This window comes from Lentzea sp. CC55, assembly GCF_021056325.1.
GTDB lineage: Bacteria > Actinomycetota > Actinomycetes > Mycobacteriales > Pseudonocardiaceae > Lentzea > Lentzea jiangxiensis.
The window spans coordinates 937,214-957,052 of record NZ_JAJCXE010000022.1 but is presented as its reverse complement, the minus strand read 5'-3'; the positions used below and the strand labels follow the sequence as shown (position 1 = coordinate 957,052).

Below are 19,839 nucleotides of genomic sequence, written 5' to 3'. Positions count from 1 at the left end.
ACATCTCTGTGACCGGGGTCACATCTTGGCGCGAGCGGCGACGAACGCGTCGACCGCCCGGTTCACGTCCTCCGTCGTGTGCGCGGCCGACATCTGCGTGCGGATCCGCGCCTTGCCGTGCGGCACGACCGGGTAGGAGAAGCCGATGACGTAGATGCCCTGCTCGAGCAGCAGGTCCGCCAGCCGCGCCGCCTCCGCCGCGTCGCCGATCATCACCGGGATGATCGGGTGCTCGCCCGGCAGCAGGTCGAAGCCCTCCTCCGTCATCCGCCGGCGGAACAGCTCGGTGTTGGAGCGCAGCTGCGTGAGCAGGTCGGACGAGGTGGACAGCATGTCCAGCGTCGCGATCGCCGCGGCGGTGATCGACGGCGCGAGGGAGTTCGAGAACAGGTACGGGCGCGAGCGCTGGCGCAGCAGCTCGACGATCTCCGCGCGGCCGGACGTGTAGCCGCCGGACGCACCGCCCAGCGCCTTGCCGAGGGTGCCGGTGACGATGTCGACGCGGTCCTGCACGCCGAAGAGTTCCGGGGTGCCGCGGCCGGTCGGGCCGGTGAAGCCGACGGCGTGCGAGTCGTCGACCATGACCAGCGCGTCGTAGCGCTCGGCCAGGTCGCAGATCTCGTCGAGCGGCGCGAGGTAGCCGTCCATCGAGAACACGCCGTCGGTCGCGATCATGCGGTAGCGGGCGTCGGCCGCGTCCTTGAGCTGGCGCTCCAGGTCGTCCATGTCGCGGTTGCGGTACCGGTAGCGCTTCGCCTTCGAGAGGCGGACGCCGTCGATGATCGACGCGTGGTTCAGCTCGTCGGAGATGATCGCGTCCTCGGCGCCGAGCAGCGTCTCGAACAGACCGCCGTTGGCGTCGAAGCACGAGCTGTAGAGGATCGTGTCGTCGGTGCCGAGGAACTCGCTGAGCTTGCGCTCCAGTTCCTTGTGCGGCTCCTGGGTGCCGCAGATGAACCGTACCGACGCCATGCCGAAGCCCCAGTCGTCGAGGGCCTTCTTCGCGGCCTCGACGAGCTTCGGGTGGTCGGCGAGACCGAGGTAGTTGTTGGCGCAGAAGTTCAGCACCTCGTCACCGGAACCGACCCGGACGGCGGCGTTCTGCGGGGTGCCGATCACGCGCTCGGACTTGTAGAGCCCGGCCTCCCGGATCTCCCCGATCGTCTTGACCAGGTCGTTCTTCAGCTCGCCGTACATCAGGCTCCCGTCCAGTCGAGGATGACCTTGCCGCACTTGCCTTCGCGCGCGGTGGCGAACGCCTCCGCGTGCTGCGTGTGGTCGTACCGGTGCGTGATCACCGGCGTGAGGTCGAGACCGCGCTGCAGCAGCACGGTCATCGAGTACCAGGTCTCGAACATCTCGCGGCCGTAGATCCCCTTGATGTGCAGCATCTTCAGCACGACGCTGCTCCAGTCGACGGAGAACTCGTCCGCGGGCAGCCCCAGCATCGCTATGCGACCGCCGTGCGCCATGTTCGCGATCATGCTCTGGAGCGCCGACGGCTTGCCGGACATCTCCATGCCGACGTCGAAGCCCTCGGCCATGCCGAGTTCGGCCTGCGCCTGCTCGATCGTCTTCTCGGCGACGTTCACCGCGAGGTCGACGCCGATCTTGCGCGCGAGGTCGAGGCGGTGCTCGGAGACGTCGGTGATCACGACGTTGCGCGCGCCCGCGTGCTTGGCGACGGCGGCGGCCATGATGCCGATCGGCCCGGCGCCCGTGATGATCACGTCCTCGCCGATGACCGGGAAGCTCAGCGCCGTGTGCACGGCGTTGCCGAACGGGTCGAAGATCGCGGCCACGTCCAGGTCGACCTTCGTGCGGTGCACCCAGGCGTTCTGCTCGGGCAGCACGACGTACTGCGCGAACGCGCCGTTGGAGTGCACGCCCAGACCACGCGTGTTCGCGCAGAGGTGGCGGCGGCCGGCCTTGCAGTTGCGGCACGTGCCGCACACGAGGTGGCCCTCGCCGCTGACCAGGTCCCCGACCTCGACGCCGGTGACGGAGGCGCCGACCTCGACGACCTCACCGACGAACTCGTGCCCGAGGACCAGCGGCGCCTTGATGTTGGCCGCGGCCCAGTCGTCCCACGAGTCGATGTGCAGATCGGTGCCGCAGATACCGGTGCGCAACACCCTGACCAGCACGTCCGCCGGTCCGGGAGTGGGGTCCGGGACGTCGGTCAGTTCGAGGCCAGGCCCAGCGGCGACCTTGACGAGAGCCTTCATGCTCCGAAGTCTCACCCTTCGCTGCTTGTGCAGTCCATCAGGACTTTCTGAAGTTCTTGTGCAGCTCGGCTTCATTGGCGATGTTGCGCACCATGCCGCCGAACACGATGCCGTGGAAGGGGTAGACCGCCGCCCAGTAGAGGTGGCCGACGAGCCCTTTGGGGACGAACACGGCACGTTGGCGGTAAGTGGACCCGTGTCCCTCACCGGCCGCCACTCGAAGCTCCAGCCAGGCCTTGCCGGGCACCTTCATCTCGGCCCGCAGCCGCAGCAGCCGGCCGCGTTCGATCTCCTCGACCCGCCAGAAGTCGAGCGCCTCCCCGACGTGGAGGTGGTGCGGGTCCCGCCGCCCGCGCCGCAGCCCGACCCCGCCGACCAGCCGGTCCAGCCATCCCCGGACAGCCCAGGCCAGCGGGAACGAGTACCAGCCGCGCTCACCGCCGATGCCCTCCACGACCTCCCACAACCGCTCGGGAGTGGCGTTGGTCCTCGTCTCGCGGTCGTCGGTGTAGACCGAGCCGCCGGACCAGTCGGGGTCGGTCGGCAGCGGCTCGCTCGGCGCCCCCGGCGTCGACGCCCCCGACCAGCGCGTCTCCACGTCGGCGTCGCGCACCTTGTTCAACGCGAGCTCGACGGCCTTGACGTACCCGAGGTTCTCGCCGGGCAGCACCTCGCGGATGTCGTCCTCCCGGCACACCACCTCGTGCACCAGCGACTCGATCAACGGCTTCGCGATCGACCGGGGCACGGGCGTGACGACGTTGACCCAGTGCGACGACAGCCCGGGCGTCAGCAGCGGCACGGGCAGCACCCGGCGCTTCGGCAACCCGGCGACCTCGGCGTACCGCAGCATCATCTGCAGGTACGTCAGCACGTCCGGCCCGCCGATGTCGAACGTCCGGTTCCGGTCCTCGAGCGTCGTGGCCTGCACGAGGTACCGCAGCACGTCGCGCACGGCGATCGGCTGGATCCGGTTGTGCACCCAGCGGGGCGTCACCATGACCGGCAACCGCTCGGTCAGGTACCGCAGCATCTCGAAGCTCGCCGACCCCGACCCGATGATCACCGCGGCCTGCAGCACCACGGCCTGCACCGGCGAGCGCAGGAAGACCTCGCCGACCTCCTTGCGGGACGCGAGGTGCGGCGACAGCTCCGTGCCCTCCGGGTGCAGCCCGCCCAGGTACACGATCCGCCGGACCCCCGCGCGCTCCGCGGCCCTCGCCGTGTTCTCCGCGGCCTTGCGGTCGGCGTTCGCGAAGTCCTTCGAGTGCAGCGAGTGCACGAGGTAGTGCACGACCTCGACGTCCCGCATGGCCTCGCCGAGGTCGCCGAGCACGTCACCGCGCACGATCTCGACGTCAGCGGCCCACGGGACGTCGCGCAGCTTCTCGGGTGAACGCACCAGGCAGCGGACCTCGTGCCCCTCGGCCAGCAGCCGGGGCACGAGTCGTCCGCCGAGGTATCCGGTCGCGCCGGTCACGAGGCATCGCATGCCCCGATCCTGCGGCTTGGGAAGTCGCCGTGCAGATCAGCGCTTGCTGCGCTTGATCACCACGGTTCCCCCGCGCACCACGCCCTTGAGCTGGAAGTGCGGGTTGCCCACCGTGCTGCGCACCTTGTCCTTCACCTCACCCGCCGTGATCTCGACGGCGTCGACGTTGACCGAGGAACCGGCGGGCAGCACCAGCTTCACCGTGCCGAGCGACACGTCCAGGTCGACGTTCACGACCGGCGGCACGTCGGCCGCGGTGAAGTCGAGGTTCGTGGTGCCGAGCGTGTTGCGGATGACGAGCTCCTGCGGCACGACCCAGTGCCCCTTGCGGGTCGTGGTGCTCATCGTGTTCTTCAGTTCCGTGCGCGCGTGGGCCAGCTCGTTGTTGACCATGCCGGGCAGGTCGACCAGCACGACGTTCAGGTCGGCCCGCGTCGTGGCTGCCAGGGCGGTGTCCGTGCGGACGGTGAACTCGTCCAGCGTGATCATGCCGCGGCCCACCGCCTTGTTCAGCAGGCTGACGACGTGCTCGCGTTCCGCGTCGGACACGCGTAAGTCTCTGGGGTCTGTCATTTCTCTGCCTCCGGTTCGGCGTCGAGACCGTGCTCGATGGCATAACGCGCCAACTCCACCCGGTTGTGCAGTTGGAGTTTCCGCAAAGTCGACTGGACGTGGTTCTCGACCGTGCGGTGGGAGATCACCAGGCGGTTCGCGATCTGCCGCGCGGTCAGGCCCTTGGCCACGAGCCGCAGCACCTCGGTCTCCCGTTCGGTGAGCTGCGGCTTGTCCTCCGCGTCGTCCGGCGCGGCGGCCATGCGCCGGTACTCGCCGAGCACCAGGCCCGCGAGCCCCGCGGTGAACACGGCGTCCCCGGCGGCGGTGCGGGACACGGCCTCGACCAGTTCCTCCGAGGACGCGGACTTCACCAGGTAGCCGGACGCACCGGCCTTCACGGCCTGCAGCACGTCGTCGTGCTCGCCGGACGCGGACAGCACCAGCACGCGCGTGTCCGGCAGCTCGCTGGTGATCATGGCGGTGGCGTCCACTCCGGACAGCTCGCCGAGGTTGAGGTCCATCAGGACCACGTTCGGCCGCACCGCCTTCGCGATGCGCACCGCCGAGGGCGCGTCGCCCGCGGTCGCCACGACCTCGAAGCCGCGCTCCTGCAGGTCGCGCGCCACGCCTTCACGCCACATCGGGTGGTCGTCCACGACCATCACCGAGACCGTCACCTTGCCGCCCCCTTCCTGAACACCCGAACCTCCCACTCCGTGCCCTCCCCCGGCCCGGTCTGGAGCTCCAGCGTTCCGCCGAGCGACTCCACCCGGCCTTTGATCGACTTCTCGATGCCCATCCGGCCTTCCGCGGCAGCGAGCGCGAGGCGGCCTTCCGGAATCCCCGGTCCATCGTCCCTGACGCTCAGCACGATCTCCTCGCCGAGGTCTTCCAGCAGCACCCAGGCCCGCGTGTCCTCACCGCAGTGCTTGTCCACGTTGGACAGGGCCTCGCGCACGAGCGACGTGAGCTCGCCCGCCGCGGCGGCCGCGAACATGACCCGCGTGGCGGGCGTCGAGACCTGGATCCGCGGCGTGGCGAGGACCTGCAGACCGGGCCGCAGGTCGATCTCCCCGTCCACGGTGGAGTCGACGGGGGCGGCGGCCACGAGGTTCCTCAGCGCGACCTCCTGCTCACCGGCCATCTGCGCCAGCTCGGCCGCCTCGCCGCCGACCTCCAGACCGCGCTTGCGCACGCGGGCGAGGACCTGCAGCACGCTGTCGTGGATCGAACGGGCGAGGCGCTCGCGTTCCGCCGTCGCGGCTTCGGCTCGCAACGCCTGCGCGAGGAGCACCGCGGACCGCCGTGCGGTGGCGGACGCCATGCCGACGACCATGCCGGCACCCGCCAGCAGCACGACGTCCCGCAGCAGGTCGAGGCTCGGCACGCCCTTCGACAGGTAGGTGGAGAGACCGACCGCCAGCCCGCCCGCGAAGCCCGCGTACGGCCCGCCGAGCGCGCCCAGGGCGACCGCCGGAACGCACGCCCAGATCGTCGTGATGAGCGGGACGTTGAGCGTCAGCAGCTGGTGGTCGGACATGATCAACTGCGACAGCGACATGAGTCCGCAGGTCAAAGCCAGGTCGACGAGCACGAGCGGCCACCGCCTGCCCCACGTCGTGCTGTACGCGCGGCTGGTGAAGACGGACCACAGCGCCATCACCCCGAGCGTGGTCCACGCGAGCCACGGCCGGATGTACTCGGAATGGTTCGCGATGACGTTGGCCGCCGCGAAGAGGAATGTGACTATGCGTAGCGCGATCGTCCCTCGCCACAGGGGTGTGGCCGGGTCGTCGATCACCTTCGTCACACGTTCGGCTGGCTCTTTGGGCACGCTGTGCTCCTTTCGGCCACCATCCTGCCGCGTGAACGTGGCGTAGCTAACCCCCAGGTGGCCGTCTTCTGCCAAACGGAGGAATGTGCGACGCTCTCCGGGTTCGGGGGAGGAGTGGTGCGGGTGCGCGATTGGCCGGTGTGGACTTTGCGGCGGCCCGCGCTCTGCTACTGGCTGTTGATCGACGCGGCGGCCCTCGCCACCGTCACCTACGCGATCGTCGCCTCCGAAACGCCGTCACCCTCCGAAATCGCCAGGTTCGCCGCCATCGCGGGCACCGCGGGCGCGGTCGTCATCGGCAGCTCCATCTACAGCCACCGCCTGGGCGAGACCGAACGCAACCCGTGGGCGGCGCACCTCTGCTACCTGACCGCGGGCATCCTCGCCCTGCCGCCGAACCTGATGGTGCTGCTGCTGTTCGGCCCGGCCCTGCACTGCCTGCTCGCCCAGCGCCCCGAGACCTACCGCTGGCTCTTCACCCTCAGCGCCACGACCCTCGCCGTCTTCGCCACCCGCTACCTGCTCGGCTGGGTCGACCCGGACGCGAACCTGCTGTTCATGACCCTCGGCGCCAGCGCCCTGCTGATCCTGCGGGCGGCCCTGATCGCGTTCGGCCTGAAGCTGCGCACCCCCGACGCGACCTTCGAGGAGAACGTCGGCGAACCCATCGACGCCGTCCTCGGCATCGTCGCCGTGTCGATCGGTGGCCTGATGGGCTGCGTGGCGGAGTCGAACGCCATCCACGTCCTGATCGCCGGCCCACCGCTCGCCCTGCTGGAACGGGCGGCCCAGCTCCCCCAGTGGCGCCGCTCGGCCCAGCGCGACGCCAAGACCGGCCTCGCCAACGCCGTCCATTGGGACAGCCGGGCCCGCTACGAACTCGCCAAGGGCTCCACCCGCACGCGCCCGATGGCCGTGATGCTCCTGGACCTCGACCACTTCAAGAGGGTCAACGACGAGGTGGGCCACCTGGCGGGTGACGCCGCCCTGGCCGCGATCTCGCTGCTGCTGCGCGGCACCGTCCGCCGGGGAGACCTGGTGGGCCGCTTCGGCGGCGAGGAGTTCGTGATCCTGCTGCCCGACGCCACCCCGGACGAGGCCGAGTCGGTCGCCGAACGCGTGCGCAAGGCCGTGGCGGCCCTCCGCGTGCCCACGATGGCCACCGACGGCAAGCCGCACGAGCTGCACGGCCTGACAGTCTCCATAGGAGTGTCGACGACGACGAGGTTCGGCTACGAGCTGCCGGACCTGCTCGTGGCCGCCGACGCCGCGTTGCTGGCGGCCAAGGCGTACGGCCGCAACCTCGTCTCGATGGCCTAACGGGTCAGAGTTCCTCGACCCGTTCGCTCTTGTCGTCCTCCGGAGCCGTCTCCTGCGGGTCCAGCACGTCCACCTTCTGCGGGTTCTGCTCCGCGTCCGCATCGGACACCAGCGACCGGATGCCGGAGTTCAGCACGGCCAGCAGCGGCACCGCCAGCAACGCCCCGGCGATGCCCCCGGTCACCAAACCGCCCGCGATCGCCAGCACCACGGCCAACGGGTGCAGCTTCACCGCACGCCCCAACAGGATCGGCTGCAGCACGTGCGACTCCAGCTGCATGACGCCGATCAGCACAGCCAGCACGACGAGAGCAGCGATAGGCCCGTTGGTCACCAACGCGATCAACACGGCGACCGCGCCCGTGAACACCGCACCGATGATCGGGATGAACGCACCGAGGAACACCAACGCGGACAACGGCACCACGAGCGGCACGCCGATGATCGCCAGACCGATACCGACACCGACGGCGTCCACGATCGCGACCACAGCCGTCGCGCGCACGTACGAAACGAGAGAGCTGAACCCGCGACGGCCGGCGACGTCCACACGCTGGCGCACGTCGCGAGGAACCGCACGAGTCACGAAGCGCCAGATGCCGTCGCCGTCGTGCAGGAAGAAGATGAGGGTGAAGAGCGCCAGCAGCAGGCCGGTCAGCACCTCGCCGAGGGTCGCGGCGGTCGTCAGGGCACCGGACGTGATCTCCGCCTGGTTCTCCTTGATCGTCTGCACGATCTCGTTGACGTAGGTCTGCAGCTGCTGGTCCGACAGGTGCGCCGGCCCGTCCTTGAGCCACGTCTGGATGGTGTCGAGCGAGTTCGCCACCTGCGACTGCAGCTCCGGCAGGCCGCGGGAGAACTCGCTGATCACGAACGTCAGCACGCCGCCGAGCACGCCGAGCCCGATGATCATCATCACGGTCACGGCGACACCACGCGGCACCCGCCACTCGACGAGCTTCGACACCCCCGGCGACAGCAGCGCGGCCAGCAGCAGCGCGATTGCGACCGGGATCACTATCGACGCCAGGAAGCCGAACACGTACGCGACCACGTACAGCGCGGCCACCACGACGACGAACCGCCAGCTCAGCGCGGCACTCACCCGTAGCAGCAGCGGAACGCGACTGCTGATCTCCGACCCCGGCGCCCTCATGGACCTCACGTTAACTGTTCGGACCCTCGCCAAACCGGAACATCGTTGGGGATGATCCGACTCGTCAGGGGGAGGACGAAGTGATCAAGCCGGAAGACTTGACCGAAGTGGAGCGCCAGGTCGCCGGGGCCTACGCGAGCGGCACCGAGATCGACCTGACCGGGCAGAGCACGCGCGGCGAGGTGCTCACCGGTCTGCTGACCGGCATGTACCGCGTTCCGCGCAAGGGATTGCCCGCGCTGCGATTGCGAAACGCCCGGATCACCGGCAGGTTCGAGCTGGAGGGCACGCGCGTCACGAGGGTCATCGACCTCACGCACTGCACGTTCGAGAACCCCCTCGACCTCCGCATGGCCCGCCTCATCGGGCTCCGGCTCCGCGGCACCCGCGTCCCCGGCCTGCAGGGCCGCAACCTCCGCGTCTTCAGCGACCTCGTCCTCGAAGCCGGCTTCACCTGCACCGGCACCGTCGACCTCACCGACGCGGCCATCGACGGCACGCTCCGGCTCGCGGGCGCGGTGCTGCGCTCCGGCACCGACCACGCGCTGCTCGCCGCCCGGCTGCGGGTCAGCGGGTCGGTCCAGGCCATCGCGCTGCGGGCCGACGGCGAGGTGCGCTTCCGCGGCGCGTCCATCGGCGGCAGCGTCCACCTCGGCGGCGCACGCCTGATCAACACCGGCCGCGACGCGCTGGAGGCGTCCGGGATCGTGGTGGCGGGCAACGTCTTCTGCAACGCCGAGGGCGGCCGCTTCACCGCGGACGGCCGGGTGCTCTTCGACGGCGCGCGCGTCGGGGGCAACCTCGAGTTCACCGGCGCCCGCCTGCACTCCACCCACCGCGTCGACCACCAGGTGCTGGTCCTGCCGCACGGACTGGCCGACGAGGCGGCGACGCTGGTGGCCGACCGCATCCGGGTCGAGGGCAACGTCGAGCTCGACAGCGGCTTCACCTCCACCGGCACGGTCCGGCTGCCCAACGCCATCGTCGGCGGCTACCTGCGGCTGTCCGGCGCGGTGATCGGGCCGCGCGACGTCGCCGAGGAGCTCGCCGGTGACGTCACCAACCGGATCCCCGTCGCCCTGCACGCCGACGGCATGCAGGTGCGGGGTGACGTCGAGGCCCGCAGCGCCGCGAACAACGGAGGCACGCGCACACCGCCGTTGCAGACCTACGGCCAGGTGCGGCTGTCGAACGCCCAGATCCAGGGCAGCGCCAGCATGTCCGGCGTCTCGCTGCACGGCCCCGGCATCGACGTCCTGTTCGCCGACCGCCTCCAGATAGGGGGCACGCTCTTCCTGCGGGAGCTGAAGGCCAAGGGCTCCGTCCGGCTGCAGAACGCCAACATCGGCTCCACCCTCGACCTCTCCGGCGCCGAGCTCACGCTGCCCCGGCTGCGCGCGAACGGCACGCAGAAGCCGTCGCTGGACGCCCGTGCCATCACGATCGGCAAGGACCTCCTGTGCAGCCGCGGGTTCACGGCCGTCGGCGGCGTCCGGATCCGGCTGGGCGAGGTCGGCAAGATGGCGACCTTCAGCGACTCGCACCTCGGCTCGACGGCCGCGGACATCGCGCTCAACGCCTACGGCCTCACCGTCCACCAGTTCCGCCTGCACATCCCCGAGGGCCAGCAGCCCAAGGGCAAGGTCGTGCTGAGCCGGCTGAAGGCGGTGTCGGTGACCGACGGGCCGGGCCTGTGGGACGCCGAGGGCGGCGTCGCCGTGGACGACTTCGAGTTCGCCGGCATCACCGCCGACCCGGACGTGCCGGTGCAGACGCGGCTCCAGTGGCTGCGCAAGGTGCAGCCGGACTTCGCACCCGGACCGTACGAACAGCTCGCCGCCGTGTACCAGCAGGGCGGCGAGGAGGAGTTGGCGCAGAAGGTCCAGCTGGAGAAGCAACGCCGCCGCTACGCCGAACTCGGGCCGGCGGGGCGGGTCTGGGGCGTGGTGCAGAGGTGGACCGTCGGCTACGGCTACCGGCCGTGGCTCGCGATCTGCTGGCTCGCCGTCTTCTGGCTCTTCGGCGCGCTGTGGTTCAACTGGCACCCGATGGCCAGGCTCAACGACGACGAGAACCCCGTGTGGAACTCCGCGCTCCTCGCGCTCGACCTGCTGATCCCGATCATCGACTTCGGCCACGACGGCAAGTGGCAGTTCACCGGTGCGTCGCAGTGGGTGTCGTCGCTGCTCGTGGCCGTGGGCTGGGTGCTCGCGTCGACCGCTGCCGCCGGTGCCGCAAGGGTTTTGAAGCGCGTGTGATCGTCACACGATGTAGTTAATCGGACGCTCTGGGCGTGCTTTCCGGGTGGCGGGACTGGCAAAGTCGCCGACGTCGACTTGATCAGTTGGTCGTCGGCGATTTCCCCCGAGTGCCATCCGAGTAGCGAGGTTTCCTGCGTTGTCCGCTGATCTGCGAGCGAAGACGGGAGCGAACGGCATCCGCCGGTTCGCCACCCGAGCGCTGCTCGCCGTCGGCGGGGCGATCGCGGGAACCGCCGTTGCCTGGGTGCTCACCACGTCGTCGGCCCACGCGGCGGACGACGCGCAGCAGTTCGACGTCGTCAGCGAGATCGTCGCCAAGACGGACGAGAAGCTCCCGGTCGTCGCGCCCGCTGCCGAGGCAGTGCACAAGATCGACGAAACGCTGCGTGCCGAGCACGAGAAGGCTCGCACCTCCATGCCGGACGTGCAGGTCCCCCCGGTGGTCGCGCAGATCACCGAGCGGGTCCTGCCGCAGGTCGACAGGACCGGTCAGTCCGACAGCGCCGCCACGGCGCGGTCGATGGACGTGACGTTCCCGGAGATCCCGGCCACCCCCACCGCCGAGGTCGAGCAGTCGCCGGCACCGGTGGTCCCGCAGTTCACCGGCCCCTCCGGTGCTTCGTGGACGGACCTGTTGGAGCACAACGACTCTGTCGTGCCCTCCGAGCAGCGTCCGTCCCTGCCCAGCAACCCGTTCCCGAAGCTGCCCGCCCCGGCGCCCGCGCCTGTGCAGTGCTCTTCGTGCAACGACGGTTCTGGTTCTGCAAAGGGCAGCGCCACCGCTGCTCTCGCTGCGTCCGGCAACGCTCACGGCATCTCGTCGACGCGCGCTCTCGCGCCGTCCACCGACGAGGTCACCGTGACGCCGGGCAAGCAGCCCGGTATCAACCCCGACTGATTCCAGCGCGCGGTCCGCGGCAGCCCACTCCCCTGGCTGTCCGGAAGTCGACCGTCGCGCTTTTTTCTTGCGCTCCTTCGGTCGATCACCGCGTGCGACTCCCCCGGTGATGACGCGCCTTCCCCTGCGCGTTTCGGCCCCACCCCCCATGAGCCCCCCGTCGCTCGCAGACGGGAAATTGGAAGAAGGAGATCTAATGCAGACCTGGGCAAAGCGCGGACTTCAGACCGCGTTTGTCACTGGTGGTTTGCTGATGCTCGGTACGGGCATCGCTTCTGCCCAGGAGAACGTCGACCCGGACGCGCCACCTTCGCCCGTCGACGTCGCGGCCTCGGTTCCGATCAAGGCTGACCAGAACAAGCTGGCCACGCCGGCCAGGGAAGTCACGGTTCCCAAGGTCGACCGCACGGTCAGCACGGACCGCGTCACCAGCGCGGTGCCCACCCGCACGGCCGCGCCCGTCGCGAACCCGCTGGTCCGCCAGACGCACGAGCGCCTGCGCAGCACCCCGACGCAGCACGTCGTGCGCGGCAACAGGATGCAGGGGCACCTCGACGTGCCGATCAACATCTGCGGCAACGCGATCGCGGTTCTCGCCGACACCGAGGCGACCGGCGCCTGCTCGCAGGCCGCGCACCGCGACGGCACCGTCGCCACCGATGGCGCGGGCCAGTCCCTCGCCGGCAACGTGTTCGCCGTCGGTCACGTGGTCCCGGTCCAGGCCACCGGCAACGCGGTCGGCGCGGGCGGCAACGCCGCCACGAGGACCAGTGACGCCGAGCAGGTCACGACGACCGGCGGCGACATCACCACGAGTGGTGAAAAGGGCACGATGTCCGGCAACGTCGTTGCCGAGCGGGGTGCGACCCCGGTTCAGGTCACCGGCAACGGTGTGGGCGCGGGCGGCATCGCCGAGGCCGACTCCTCCGCCGCCACGTTCGCCTCGTCCGAGGGCGACATCGTCACGAGCGGCCGGAACGGCTCGATGTCCGGCAACGCCATGCCGGTGCCCGTGGCCCCGCTGTTCGAGGTCAACGGCAACTCGGCCGGCGCTGCGGGTAACGCCGCCAGCAACTCGACGCAGACCGGCGCCGCGTACGCCGGCGGCAAGACGATCACCAACGGCGACCCCGCCACGCTGGCCGGCAACATCGCCGAGCCCTCGTTCGCCGGCCCGGTCACGGTCGACGACAACGCCGGTGCCCTCGGTGGCAACGCGGCCGCGGTCAGCGACACGACCAACGACTCCCGCGCCGGCGGCTCGAAGCACACCACGGGCAACGGCTCGACGGGTTCCGGCAACGTCGCCGGTGCGCCCGTCTCGCTGCCCGTCGCGGCCGGTGGCAACGGTGGCTCGGTGGTCGGCAACGCCGTGACCGACCACGCGAACGAGGCCAACTCCACCGCCGGTGGCGAGGCCTACACGATCGGCGACAAGTCGGTCCTGTCCGGCAACATCGCGGACCTCCCGCCGGCCACGGCCGTGGACGCCTGCGGCAACGGCGCCGGTGTCGTCGGCCAGTCCACGGGCACCTGCGAGAACAACGTCAAGTCGGTCACGTCCGGCTACCAGGGCACGACGGGCAACGACTCCGTCGGCTCCGGCAACATCGGCTCGATCCCGGTCGCCACGCCCGCCGAGGTCTACGGCGTGGCGGGTGCGGTCGGCGGCCAGGCCCACGGCTCGGCCGACGAGGTCAAGGAGGTCCGCTCCGGCGGCACCCCGAACACCGCGGACGACCGCGGCACGGTCTCCAGCAACATCGTGACCGCACCGACCGCGGCCGCACCGCAGGTCTTCGCGTTCACCGCCGGCGTGGTGGGCAACACCACGTCGGACGCGTCGAACGACACCACGGTCACCGCGGGCAACGCGCCGCAGGCGACCGGCAAGAAGAGCTCGGTGTCCGGCAACATCATCCAGGCCCCGACCTCGACGCCCGCCCAGGTCTTCGCCGACGGCTTCACCGTGGTGGGCAACAACTCCACCACGGGCGACAACGCCACCGACATGAAGGCGGGCGGCGACGCCGTCACCACCGGCGAGAACGGCTCCATCGCGGGCAACGCCGTCTCGACCCCGGTCGCGACCGGCTCGCAGGTGCTCGGCTGGTCGGCCGGTGGCGGCAGCAACGTCGACTCCACGTCCACCAACGACCTGTCGTCCGTCGCCGGTGGCGACGTCAGCAGCAACGGCGACGGTGGTTCCGTCTCCGGCAACCTGGTCGGCGCGCAGCCGGCCGTGCTCCCCGCGGTTCCCGGCAACAGCGTCTCGGCGGCCGGCATCACCGAGTCCGACTCGGTGTCCGACACCAACGTCGTGTCCGGTGACGACAGCTCTTCCTCGGCCGAGGACGCCTCGCTCTCCGGCAACCTGGTCAACGCCCCCGCCAACGCCTTCACCGGCGTGTACGCGGACGCGGTCGCGGCGGCGGGCAACGCGACGACGGTCACCGACAAGTCGTCGCACAGCAAGGCCGGCGGCGAGATGACCACGGAGGGCAACGGCCCGCTGACCGCCCGCGAGACGACCGTCCCGGTCGAGGCGGCCGCGAAGCTCGCGCGCATCCCCGTCGAGGTGCTCGGGCAGGCCATCGTCGAGGGTGTCGACGACGACGAGCAGCTCACCGGTGAGGACACCGGCACCCTGCGCGCCACGCAGCTCAAGGGCATCCAGCTGCCCAAGGGCATCGACAGCCTGATGAAGGTCGACGAGGTCCCGGCGTTCCACGGTCTCGACAAGCTGCCCGTGAACCAGCTGCCGAACCCGGCCGCCCTGCTCGCCGTGACCAACCAGCTGCCCCTCCCGGCGCTGCCCGGCCAGCTGCCCGCCCCGGCTCTGCCCGGCAAGCTCTCCGCTCCGGCGCTGCCCGGTCTGGCGAAGCAGCGCGCCGGGCTGCCGCTGAACGGCGGCACGGCTGGCATCACGCCGAACGTCCAGGGCCTGCCGCTCGGCCAGGTGCTGGAGGTCGCGAAGCGCCTCGTCCCGTTGGGCGCCACCCAGCGCGCCGGGCTGCCGCTGAACGGCGGCACGGCCGGCATCACGCCGAACGTCCAGGGCCTGCCGCTCGGCCAGGTGCTGGAGGTCGCGAAGCGCCTCGTCCCGCTGGGTGCCACCCAGCGCTCGGTGCCGTCCGTCCCGGTGACCGCCCCGGCCCTGCCGCTGCCGGTGCAGCTGCCCGCGGTGCCGACCGAGCGCTCGCTGCCGACGCTGCCCGTCAACGGCCCGGCCTCGCTCTCGGGTCTCGACCTGAACCCGACCCGCGGCCTGGCCCCGCAGGCCGAGGAGCGCTCGCTGCCGCAGCTGCCGCTGGCGAACAACCCGGCGCTCACCCTGATCGACCCGGCCAACCTGTTCCAGAAGGTGACCGGCTCGCTGTAACACCCCCGCAGTTGTAACACCCTCCTCCGGTAAGAAGCCGAGCCCCGGCGACACGACGGTGTCGCCGGGGCTCGGTGCCGTCCAGGGGTTCCGCGCCGTGGCGAGCACTTCGTCGGGCCTGGCGTCACCAACGTGCCGCGGGTGCGAGCGCGGACCGGCACCGCCGTCCCGTACAACCCCGCACGGGTGAGCCGTCATGAAGCCGTCGGTGCGGGAACCGCCTTCTCCGCGGCCCGGCTGGTCTCCTCCCAGGCGGCCCAGGTGTCCATCCGCCGCCGGGAGATGTCGAAGGCGACGTCGTAGACCATGCTGCCGAGCAGGAGCCGCAACGGCGGTTCGTCGCTCGCGACCAGCTTCATCACCGCTTCGGCGGCAAGCCGGGGCTCGCTGTCGACAGACCCCTCGGCCCACTGCTTCTCGAGCTCGGCGCGGAGATCGCCGTAGACCGGGTTCGGCTCGGTCGCCCTGCTGCTGGTGTAGAGGTCGGTCCAGTACCCGCCGGGCTGGACGATGGTGACCTTGATGCCGAACTGCGCGACCTCGGCGGCGAGGGCCTCGCTCATCCCCTCCAACGCGAACTTGCTGGCGCTGTAGAGCCCGGTGCTCGGAAAACCACCGAGCGCACCGACGCTGGAGATCTGCAGGAGGCGTCCTCCCCCGGCGGCGCGCAGGTGCGGCACCACCGCCTGGCTCACCCAGAGCGCGCCGAAGAAGTTGAGCTCGACCTGCGCGCGGGCCTCGGCCTCGCCGAACTCCTCCACCATGCCGGTGAACAGCGCGCCGGCGTTGTTCACGACGACGTCGAGCCGTCCGAAGTGCTCGACCGCCCTGCCCACGACCTCGAAGACCGCCTCCCGGTCCGTGACGTCGAGACCCAGCCGGAGGAGCGCCTCGGGGTGCCGCTCCGCGAGGTCGTCGAGCGGCGAGAGGTCGCGGGCCGCGCCGACGACCCTGTCTCCGGCGGCCAGCGCGGCCTCGGTGAAGGCGCGGCCGAGACCCCGGCTGGCACCCGTGACGAACCAGACCTTGGAACTGGCTGACGTGACCACATCGTCCCCCTGGAGTCAGTGGCGAGACGAACCGTCTCGTCTCGCCGATGGCCACAGCTTGCCCGCGTTCCTCCGCCTCGTCAAGACGGACCGTCTCGTCTCGCCCGCCGCTAGACTCCCCGCGTGCCCACGAAGGTCGGTCCCGATCCCAGCCGCCGCAACGACAACGCCCGGCGCGCCATCCTCACCGCCGCCATCGAACTGGTCGGGGAGGTGGGATATCCGAAGCTCAGCATCGAGGGCATCGCCCAGGCTGCCGGCGTCGGCAAGCAGACGATCTACCGGTGGTGGCCGTCGAAGGGCGCGCTGCTGTTCGACGCCTTCCTCTCGTTCGCCGGCGAGGGCGAGGCCGCGGCACTGCCCGACACCGGCGACCTGTCCGCGGACCTGAAGCTCGTCCTCAAGGCCACGGTCGACGAGCTGGAGGACCCGCGCAACGACAAGGCCATGCGCGCGATGCACGTCGAGATCGTCACCGACCCGGCCCTCGCCGCCGACTACCGGGCGCGACTGGACCAGCCGATGCGCGAGCTGAAGAAGGAACGCCTCCGCGCCGCCCAGCGCGCCGGCCAGCTCGCCGAGGACGTCGACCTCGAGGTCGCCGTCGACCTGATCTTCGGCCCTGTCCTCAACCGGTGGCTGCAACGCACGGGTCCACTGACCCACGAGTACGTCGAGCACGTGGTGGACACGGCACTGCGCGGCCTGGAGCCGAGATGACCCTGATCTGGGTGACCGGCACGTCGGAGCCGGCAAGTCCACCGCCGGCGACCTGCTGAAGAGCAGGGGGCACCAGGCGTTCGACGCGGACTGGGAGGGCTGCAACCGGTGGGTGGACCGGCGGAGCGGCGAGGTGGTCCTCGCCCCTCCCGACCCGGTGCCCGCCGGCTGGCTCGACCGCTACGGCTGGAGGATCAACCGGGACGAGGTCGAGGCACTGGTCGCGAGAACGCACGCCGAGACGGCGTTCTTGTGTGGAAGCGTCGAGAACGAGGAAGAGGTCCGGGGCCTCTTCGACCTCGTCGTGTGCTTGGTGATCGACGACGAGACGCTCCGGCACGCCTCCTGAGCCGCACCACGAACGCCTTCGGCAAGCACTCGGAGGAACTGGCCGCCTCACTCGGGCACAACGCACAGGTCGAGCCCACGCACCGGCGGCTGGGCGCGACCGTCGTCGACGGCTGCCGTCCGCTGGAGGAGGTGGCCGATGCGGTGTTGGAGGCCACCCGGCACTTCGCCGGAGGTCAGCCACCCGTGACCGGGCGGACGGATGTGCCTGGACGTGGCGCTTAGGTCTGCGCCAGGTCCGTGAAGCGGCTGTAGTGCAGCTGGTGCGCGACGGTGATGGTGGCGGTCGGGCCCGCGCGGTGCTTGGCGATGATCAGGTCGGCCTCGCCGGCTCGCGGGTCGTCGCGTTCCCAGGCGTCGGGGCGGTTGATCAGGATGACCATGTCGGCGTCCTGCTCGAGCGAGCCGGACTCGCGGAGGTCGGAGAGCATCGGGCGCTTGTCGGTTCGCTGTTCCGGGCCTCGGTTCAGCTGGGAGATCGCGATGACCGGGACTTCGAGCTCCTTGGCGATCAGCTTGAGCGACCGGGAGAACTCGGAGACTTCCTGCTGGCGCGACTCGGTCTTCTTGCCGGACGACATCAGCTGGAGGTAGTCGACGACCACGAGCTTGAGGTCGTGGCGCTGCTTGAGGCGACGGGCCTTGGCCCTGATCTCCATCATCGTGAGGTTGGGGCTGTCGTCGACGAACAGCGGGGCCTCGCTGATCTCGCTCATGCGGCGGGCCAGGCGGGTCCAGTCGTCGTCGCTCATCGTGCCGCCTCGCATGTCGCCCAGGCGGATCCGCGCCTCGGCGGAGAGCATGCGCATCACGATCTCGGTGCGGCTCATCTCCAGGCTGAAGATGGCGCTGGTCAGGCCGTGCTTCACCGAGCACGACCGCGCGAAGTCGAGGCCGAGCGTCGAGTTGTGGGTCGGGATCATCGTCTCGCCCGCGAGGTACAGGTGGTCGTGGTTGTCGACCTCCACGCACCTCACCGGAACGGAGGCGATCGGGCACACCGCGACGATCTCCACCCGGTCGTGGCGGCCGAGGCTCGCGACGAGCTCGTCGACGTCGCGGCGGAGGCGGGCGAAGCGGCCGTCGATCCGCAGCGCTGCCAGCAGTTCCTCGCGCTGCCGGCGGGACGCGCGCAGGTACGCGGCGGGGATGTGCGGGACGTCGGCCAGGCCGAGTTCCTTGGCGACGCGCAGTTCCTCGTCGGTCAGCTCCAGGTCCCCCAGGCCCGAGAGGAACAGGCCGAGAGCGCGCGGCGAGAGGGGCAACGGCAGCGCGGGCAGTTCCCAGGCGGCGGACATGCGGATGAACTGGCGGCACAGGCCGGAGCGGTCGAACAGCTGCGCGGTGGTGCGGATCGCCCAGAAGCCGCCGGTCTCGCTGCACGACTCCGTCAGCCACTGGTGCTCGGCGTCGGCCACGATCACGGTGCCGTCGGAGAACTCCACCTCGAAGCACGGGCGGCCCGTCATCACCTCGGTCGCGGCGACCACCCTGGTCGGACGGCCGTCGGCACCGATCAGGAACGAGCCGACCTCCACCTCGCCCATCGTCGTCCAGCCGGACGGGGTGGGCAGCGGGGTGTCGAGGGCGAGCGCCTTGCCGACACCGGGGCGGGCGGCGACGATGATCATCTGGCCGCCGTGCAAGCCGTTGGTGAGCGCGTCGAGGTCGGCGAAGCCGGTCGGGATGCCCTGCGAGATGCCGCCGCGGGACGCGATCGCGTCGATCTCGTCCATCGTCGGCTGCAGCAGGTCTTCGAGGGCCACGTAGTCCTCGGTCGTGCGGCGGTCGGTGACCTCGTAGATCGCGGCCTGCGCCCGGTCGACCACCTCGTCGACGTCCGCGCCCTCGGCACCGTTGTACCCGAGCTGCACGATGCGGGTGCCGGCCTCGACCAGGCGCCGCAGCACCGCCTTCTCGGCGACGATCTCGGCGTAGTAGCCGGCGTTCGCGGCCGTGGGCACCGTCGCGATCAACGTGTGCAGGTACGGCGCGCCACCCACGCGCAGCAGCTCGCCGCGGCGCTCGAGCTCGGCGGAGATGGTGATCGGGTCGGCGGGCTCGCCGCGGCCGTACAGGTCGAGGATGCAGTCGTAGATCGCCTGGTGCGCCGGGCGGTAGAAGTCGTTCGGCGCGAGCGCCTCGATGACGTCCGCGATGGCGTCCTTGGACAGCAGCATGCCGCCCAGGACGGACTGCTCGGCGGCCAGGTCCTGGGGAGGCTGACGCTCGAATGCGGGCTCCGCCATGCCCCGGTCGTCCACGAGCGCCACTGCTGAATCACCCCTGCGAAGAGTCGAGAGCCGGTGCCTGGTCCCCTAGTTGTACTTCACTGCACCGACAATTTCGGGCGGCCACGCTGCGCGATGGCCTCTCCCTGGCAGCGACGCTAGAGGGACCCGTCCGGAGCAGGCAAACCAGCGTGTGGATCGCCCTGTGGACAACTGGGGGACAACCTGTGGATGGTTGCCCACAGGGCTCATGACGCTGGGGACAACCTGTTGACAACCGGTGGAGTGACAGAAGTAACTCCAGCTCAAGGGCTGTGTACAAGTTGTGGAAAAACTTGTGGGGCGCACCGTCGGCGTGTCGTGAA

General features: G+C 70.4%; 15 protein-coding genes. 6 read left to right on the top strand and 9 right to left on the bottom strand.

The genetic code is table 11. The features are described from left to right. Positions 1-18: 18 nt before the first annotated feature. The 6 genes from L6E10_RS20495 to macS are packed head-to-tail and all read right to left on the bottom strand — an operon-like array spanning position 19 to position 6,109. Positions 19-1,197, bottom strand: a complete 1,179-nt coding sequence (locus L6E10_RS20495; RefSeq protein ID WP_236221074.1) for a glycine C-acetyltransferase — start codon at positions 1,195-1,197, stop codon at positions 19-21. After that, positions 1,197-2,228: an L-threonine 3-dehydrogenase gene (gene tdh / locus L6E10_RS20490; protein WP_236221073.1), complete on the bottom strand. Its 1,032-nt coding sequence runs from the start codon at positions 2,226-2,228 to the stop codon at positions 1,197-1,199. The genes L6E10_RS20495 and tdh overlap by 1 nt, the downstream gene beginning before the upstream one ends. 37 nt (positions 2,229-2,265) lie before the next feature. Continuing rightward, entirely contained in the window at positions 2,266-3,720 is a 1,455-nt protein-coding gene (locus L6E10_RS20485; RefSeq protein ID WP_236221072.1) for an SDR family oxidoreductase, read from the bottom strand. A 36-nt stretch (positions 3,721-3,756) separates the two neighbouring features. Then, complete coding sequence (locus tag L6E10_RS20480; protein ID WP_236221071.1) at positions 3,757-4,293, bottom strand: DUF1707 domain-containing protein; 537 nt, start codon at positions 4,291-4,293, stop codon at positions 3,757-3,759. Next, positions 4,290-4,937 carry a response regulator transcription factor gene (locus L6E10_RS20475; RefSeq protein ID WP_236221141.1) on the bottom strand — a complete coding sequence of 216 codons (648 nt, stop codon included), beginning with the start codon at positions 4,935-4,937 and terminating at the stop codon, positions 4,290-4,292. The genes L6E10_RS20480 and L6E10_RS20475 overlap by 4 nt, the downstream gene beginning before the upstream one ends. 11 nt (positions 4,938-4,948) lie before the next feature. Next, positions 4,949-6,109, bottom strand: coding sequence for a MacS family sensor histidine kinase (gene macS / locus L6E10_RS20470; RefSeq protein WP_236221070.1), 1,161 nt, complete (start codon positions 6,107-6,109; stop codon positions 4,949-4,951). Positions 6,110-6,226: 117 nt separating this feature from the next. Here macS and L6E10_RS20465 point away from each other — a divergent pair, with 117 nt between their 5' ends. Continuing rightward, positions 6,227-7,429 carry a diguanylate cyclase gene (locus L6E10_RS20465; protein ID WP_236221069.1) on the top strand — a complete coding sequence of 401 codons (1,203 nt, stop codon included), beginning with the start codon at positions 6,227-6,229 and terminating at the stop codon, positions 7,427-7,429. Positions 7,430-7,433: 4 nt separating this feature from the next. Here L6E10_RS20465 and L6E10_RS20460 read toward each other — a convergent pair whose 3' ends face one another. Then, complete coding sequence (locus L6E10_RS20460; RefSeq protein WP_236221068.1) at positions 7,434-8,585, bottom strand: AI-2E family transporter; 1,152 nt, start codon at positions 8,583-8,585, stop codon at positions 7,434-7,436. Positions 8,586-8,665: 80 nt separating this feature from the next. Here L6E10_RS20460 and L6E10_RS20455 point away from each other — a divergent pair, with 80 nt between their 5' ends. The 3 genes from L6E10_RS20455 (at position 8,666) to L6E10_RS20445 (ending at position 15,126) form a co-directional block, all read left to right on the top strand. Next, complete coding sequence (locus L6E10_RS20455; protein WP_236221067.1) at positions 8,666-10,843, top strand: hypothetical protein; 2,178 nt, start codon at positions 8,666-8,668, stop codon at positions 10,841-10,843. Between the two features lie 139 nt (positions 10,844-10,982). Next, positions 10,983-11,744, top strand: a complete 762-nt coding sequence (locus L6E10_RS20450; protein WP_236221066.1) for a hypothetical protein — start codon at positions 10,983-10,985, stop codon at positions 11,742-11,744. A 196-nt stretch (positions 11,745-11,940) separates the two neighbouring features. After that, positions 11,941-15,126 carry a chaplin family protein gene (locus tag L6E10_RS20445; RefSeq protein ID WP_236221065.1) on the top strand — a complete coding sequence of 1,062 codons (3,186 nt, stop codon included), beginning with the start codon at positions 11,941-11,943 and terminating at the stop codon, positions 15,124-15,126. A 194-nt stretch (positions 15,127-15,320) separates the two neighbouring features. Here L6E10_RS20445 and L6E10_RS20440 read toward each other — a convergent pair whose 3' ends face one another. After that, a complete protein-coding gene (locus L6E10_RS20440) occupies positions 15,321-16,175 on the bottom strand; it encodes an SDR family oxidoreductase (protein ID WP_236221064.1) in 855 nt (284 codons plus the stop codon). A 123-nt stretch (positions 16,176-16,298) separates the two neighbouring features. On the opposite strand from L6E10_RS20440, the gene L6E10_RS20435 reads away from it, so the two are divergent. Beyond that, positions 16,299-16,895, top strand: a complete 597-nt coding sequence (locus L6E10_RS20435; RefSeq protein ID WP_236221063.1) for a TetR/AcrR family transcriptional regulator — start codon at positions 16,299-16,301, stop codon at positions 16,893-16,895. 112 nt (positions 16,896-17,007) lie between these two features. Beyond that, a complete protein-coding gene (locus L6E10_RS20430; protein ID WP_236221062.1) occupies positions 17,008-17,244 on the top strand; it encodes a hypothetical protein in 237 nt (78 codons plus the stop codon). Between the two features lie 220 nt (positions 17,245-17,464). Here L6E10_RS20430 and dnaB read toward each other — a convergent pair whose 3' ends face one another. Beyond that, on the bottom strand, positions 17,465-19,423 hold the full coding sequence (dnaB, locus tag L6E10_RS20425) for a replicative DNA helicase (RefSeq protein ID WP_374237109.1): 1,959 nt from the start codon (positions 19,421-19,423) through the stop codon (positions 17,465-17,467). Between the last annotated feature and the right edge of the window lie 416 nt (positions 19,424-19,839).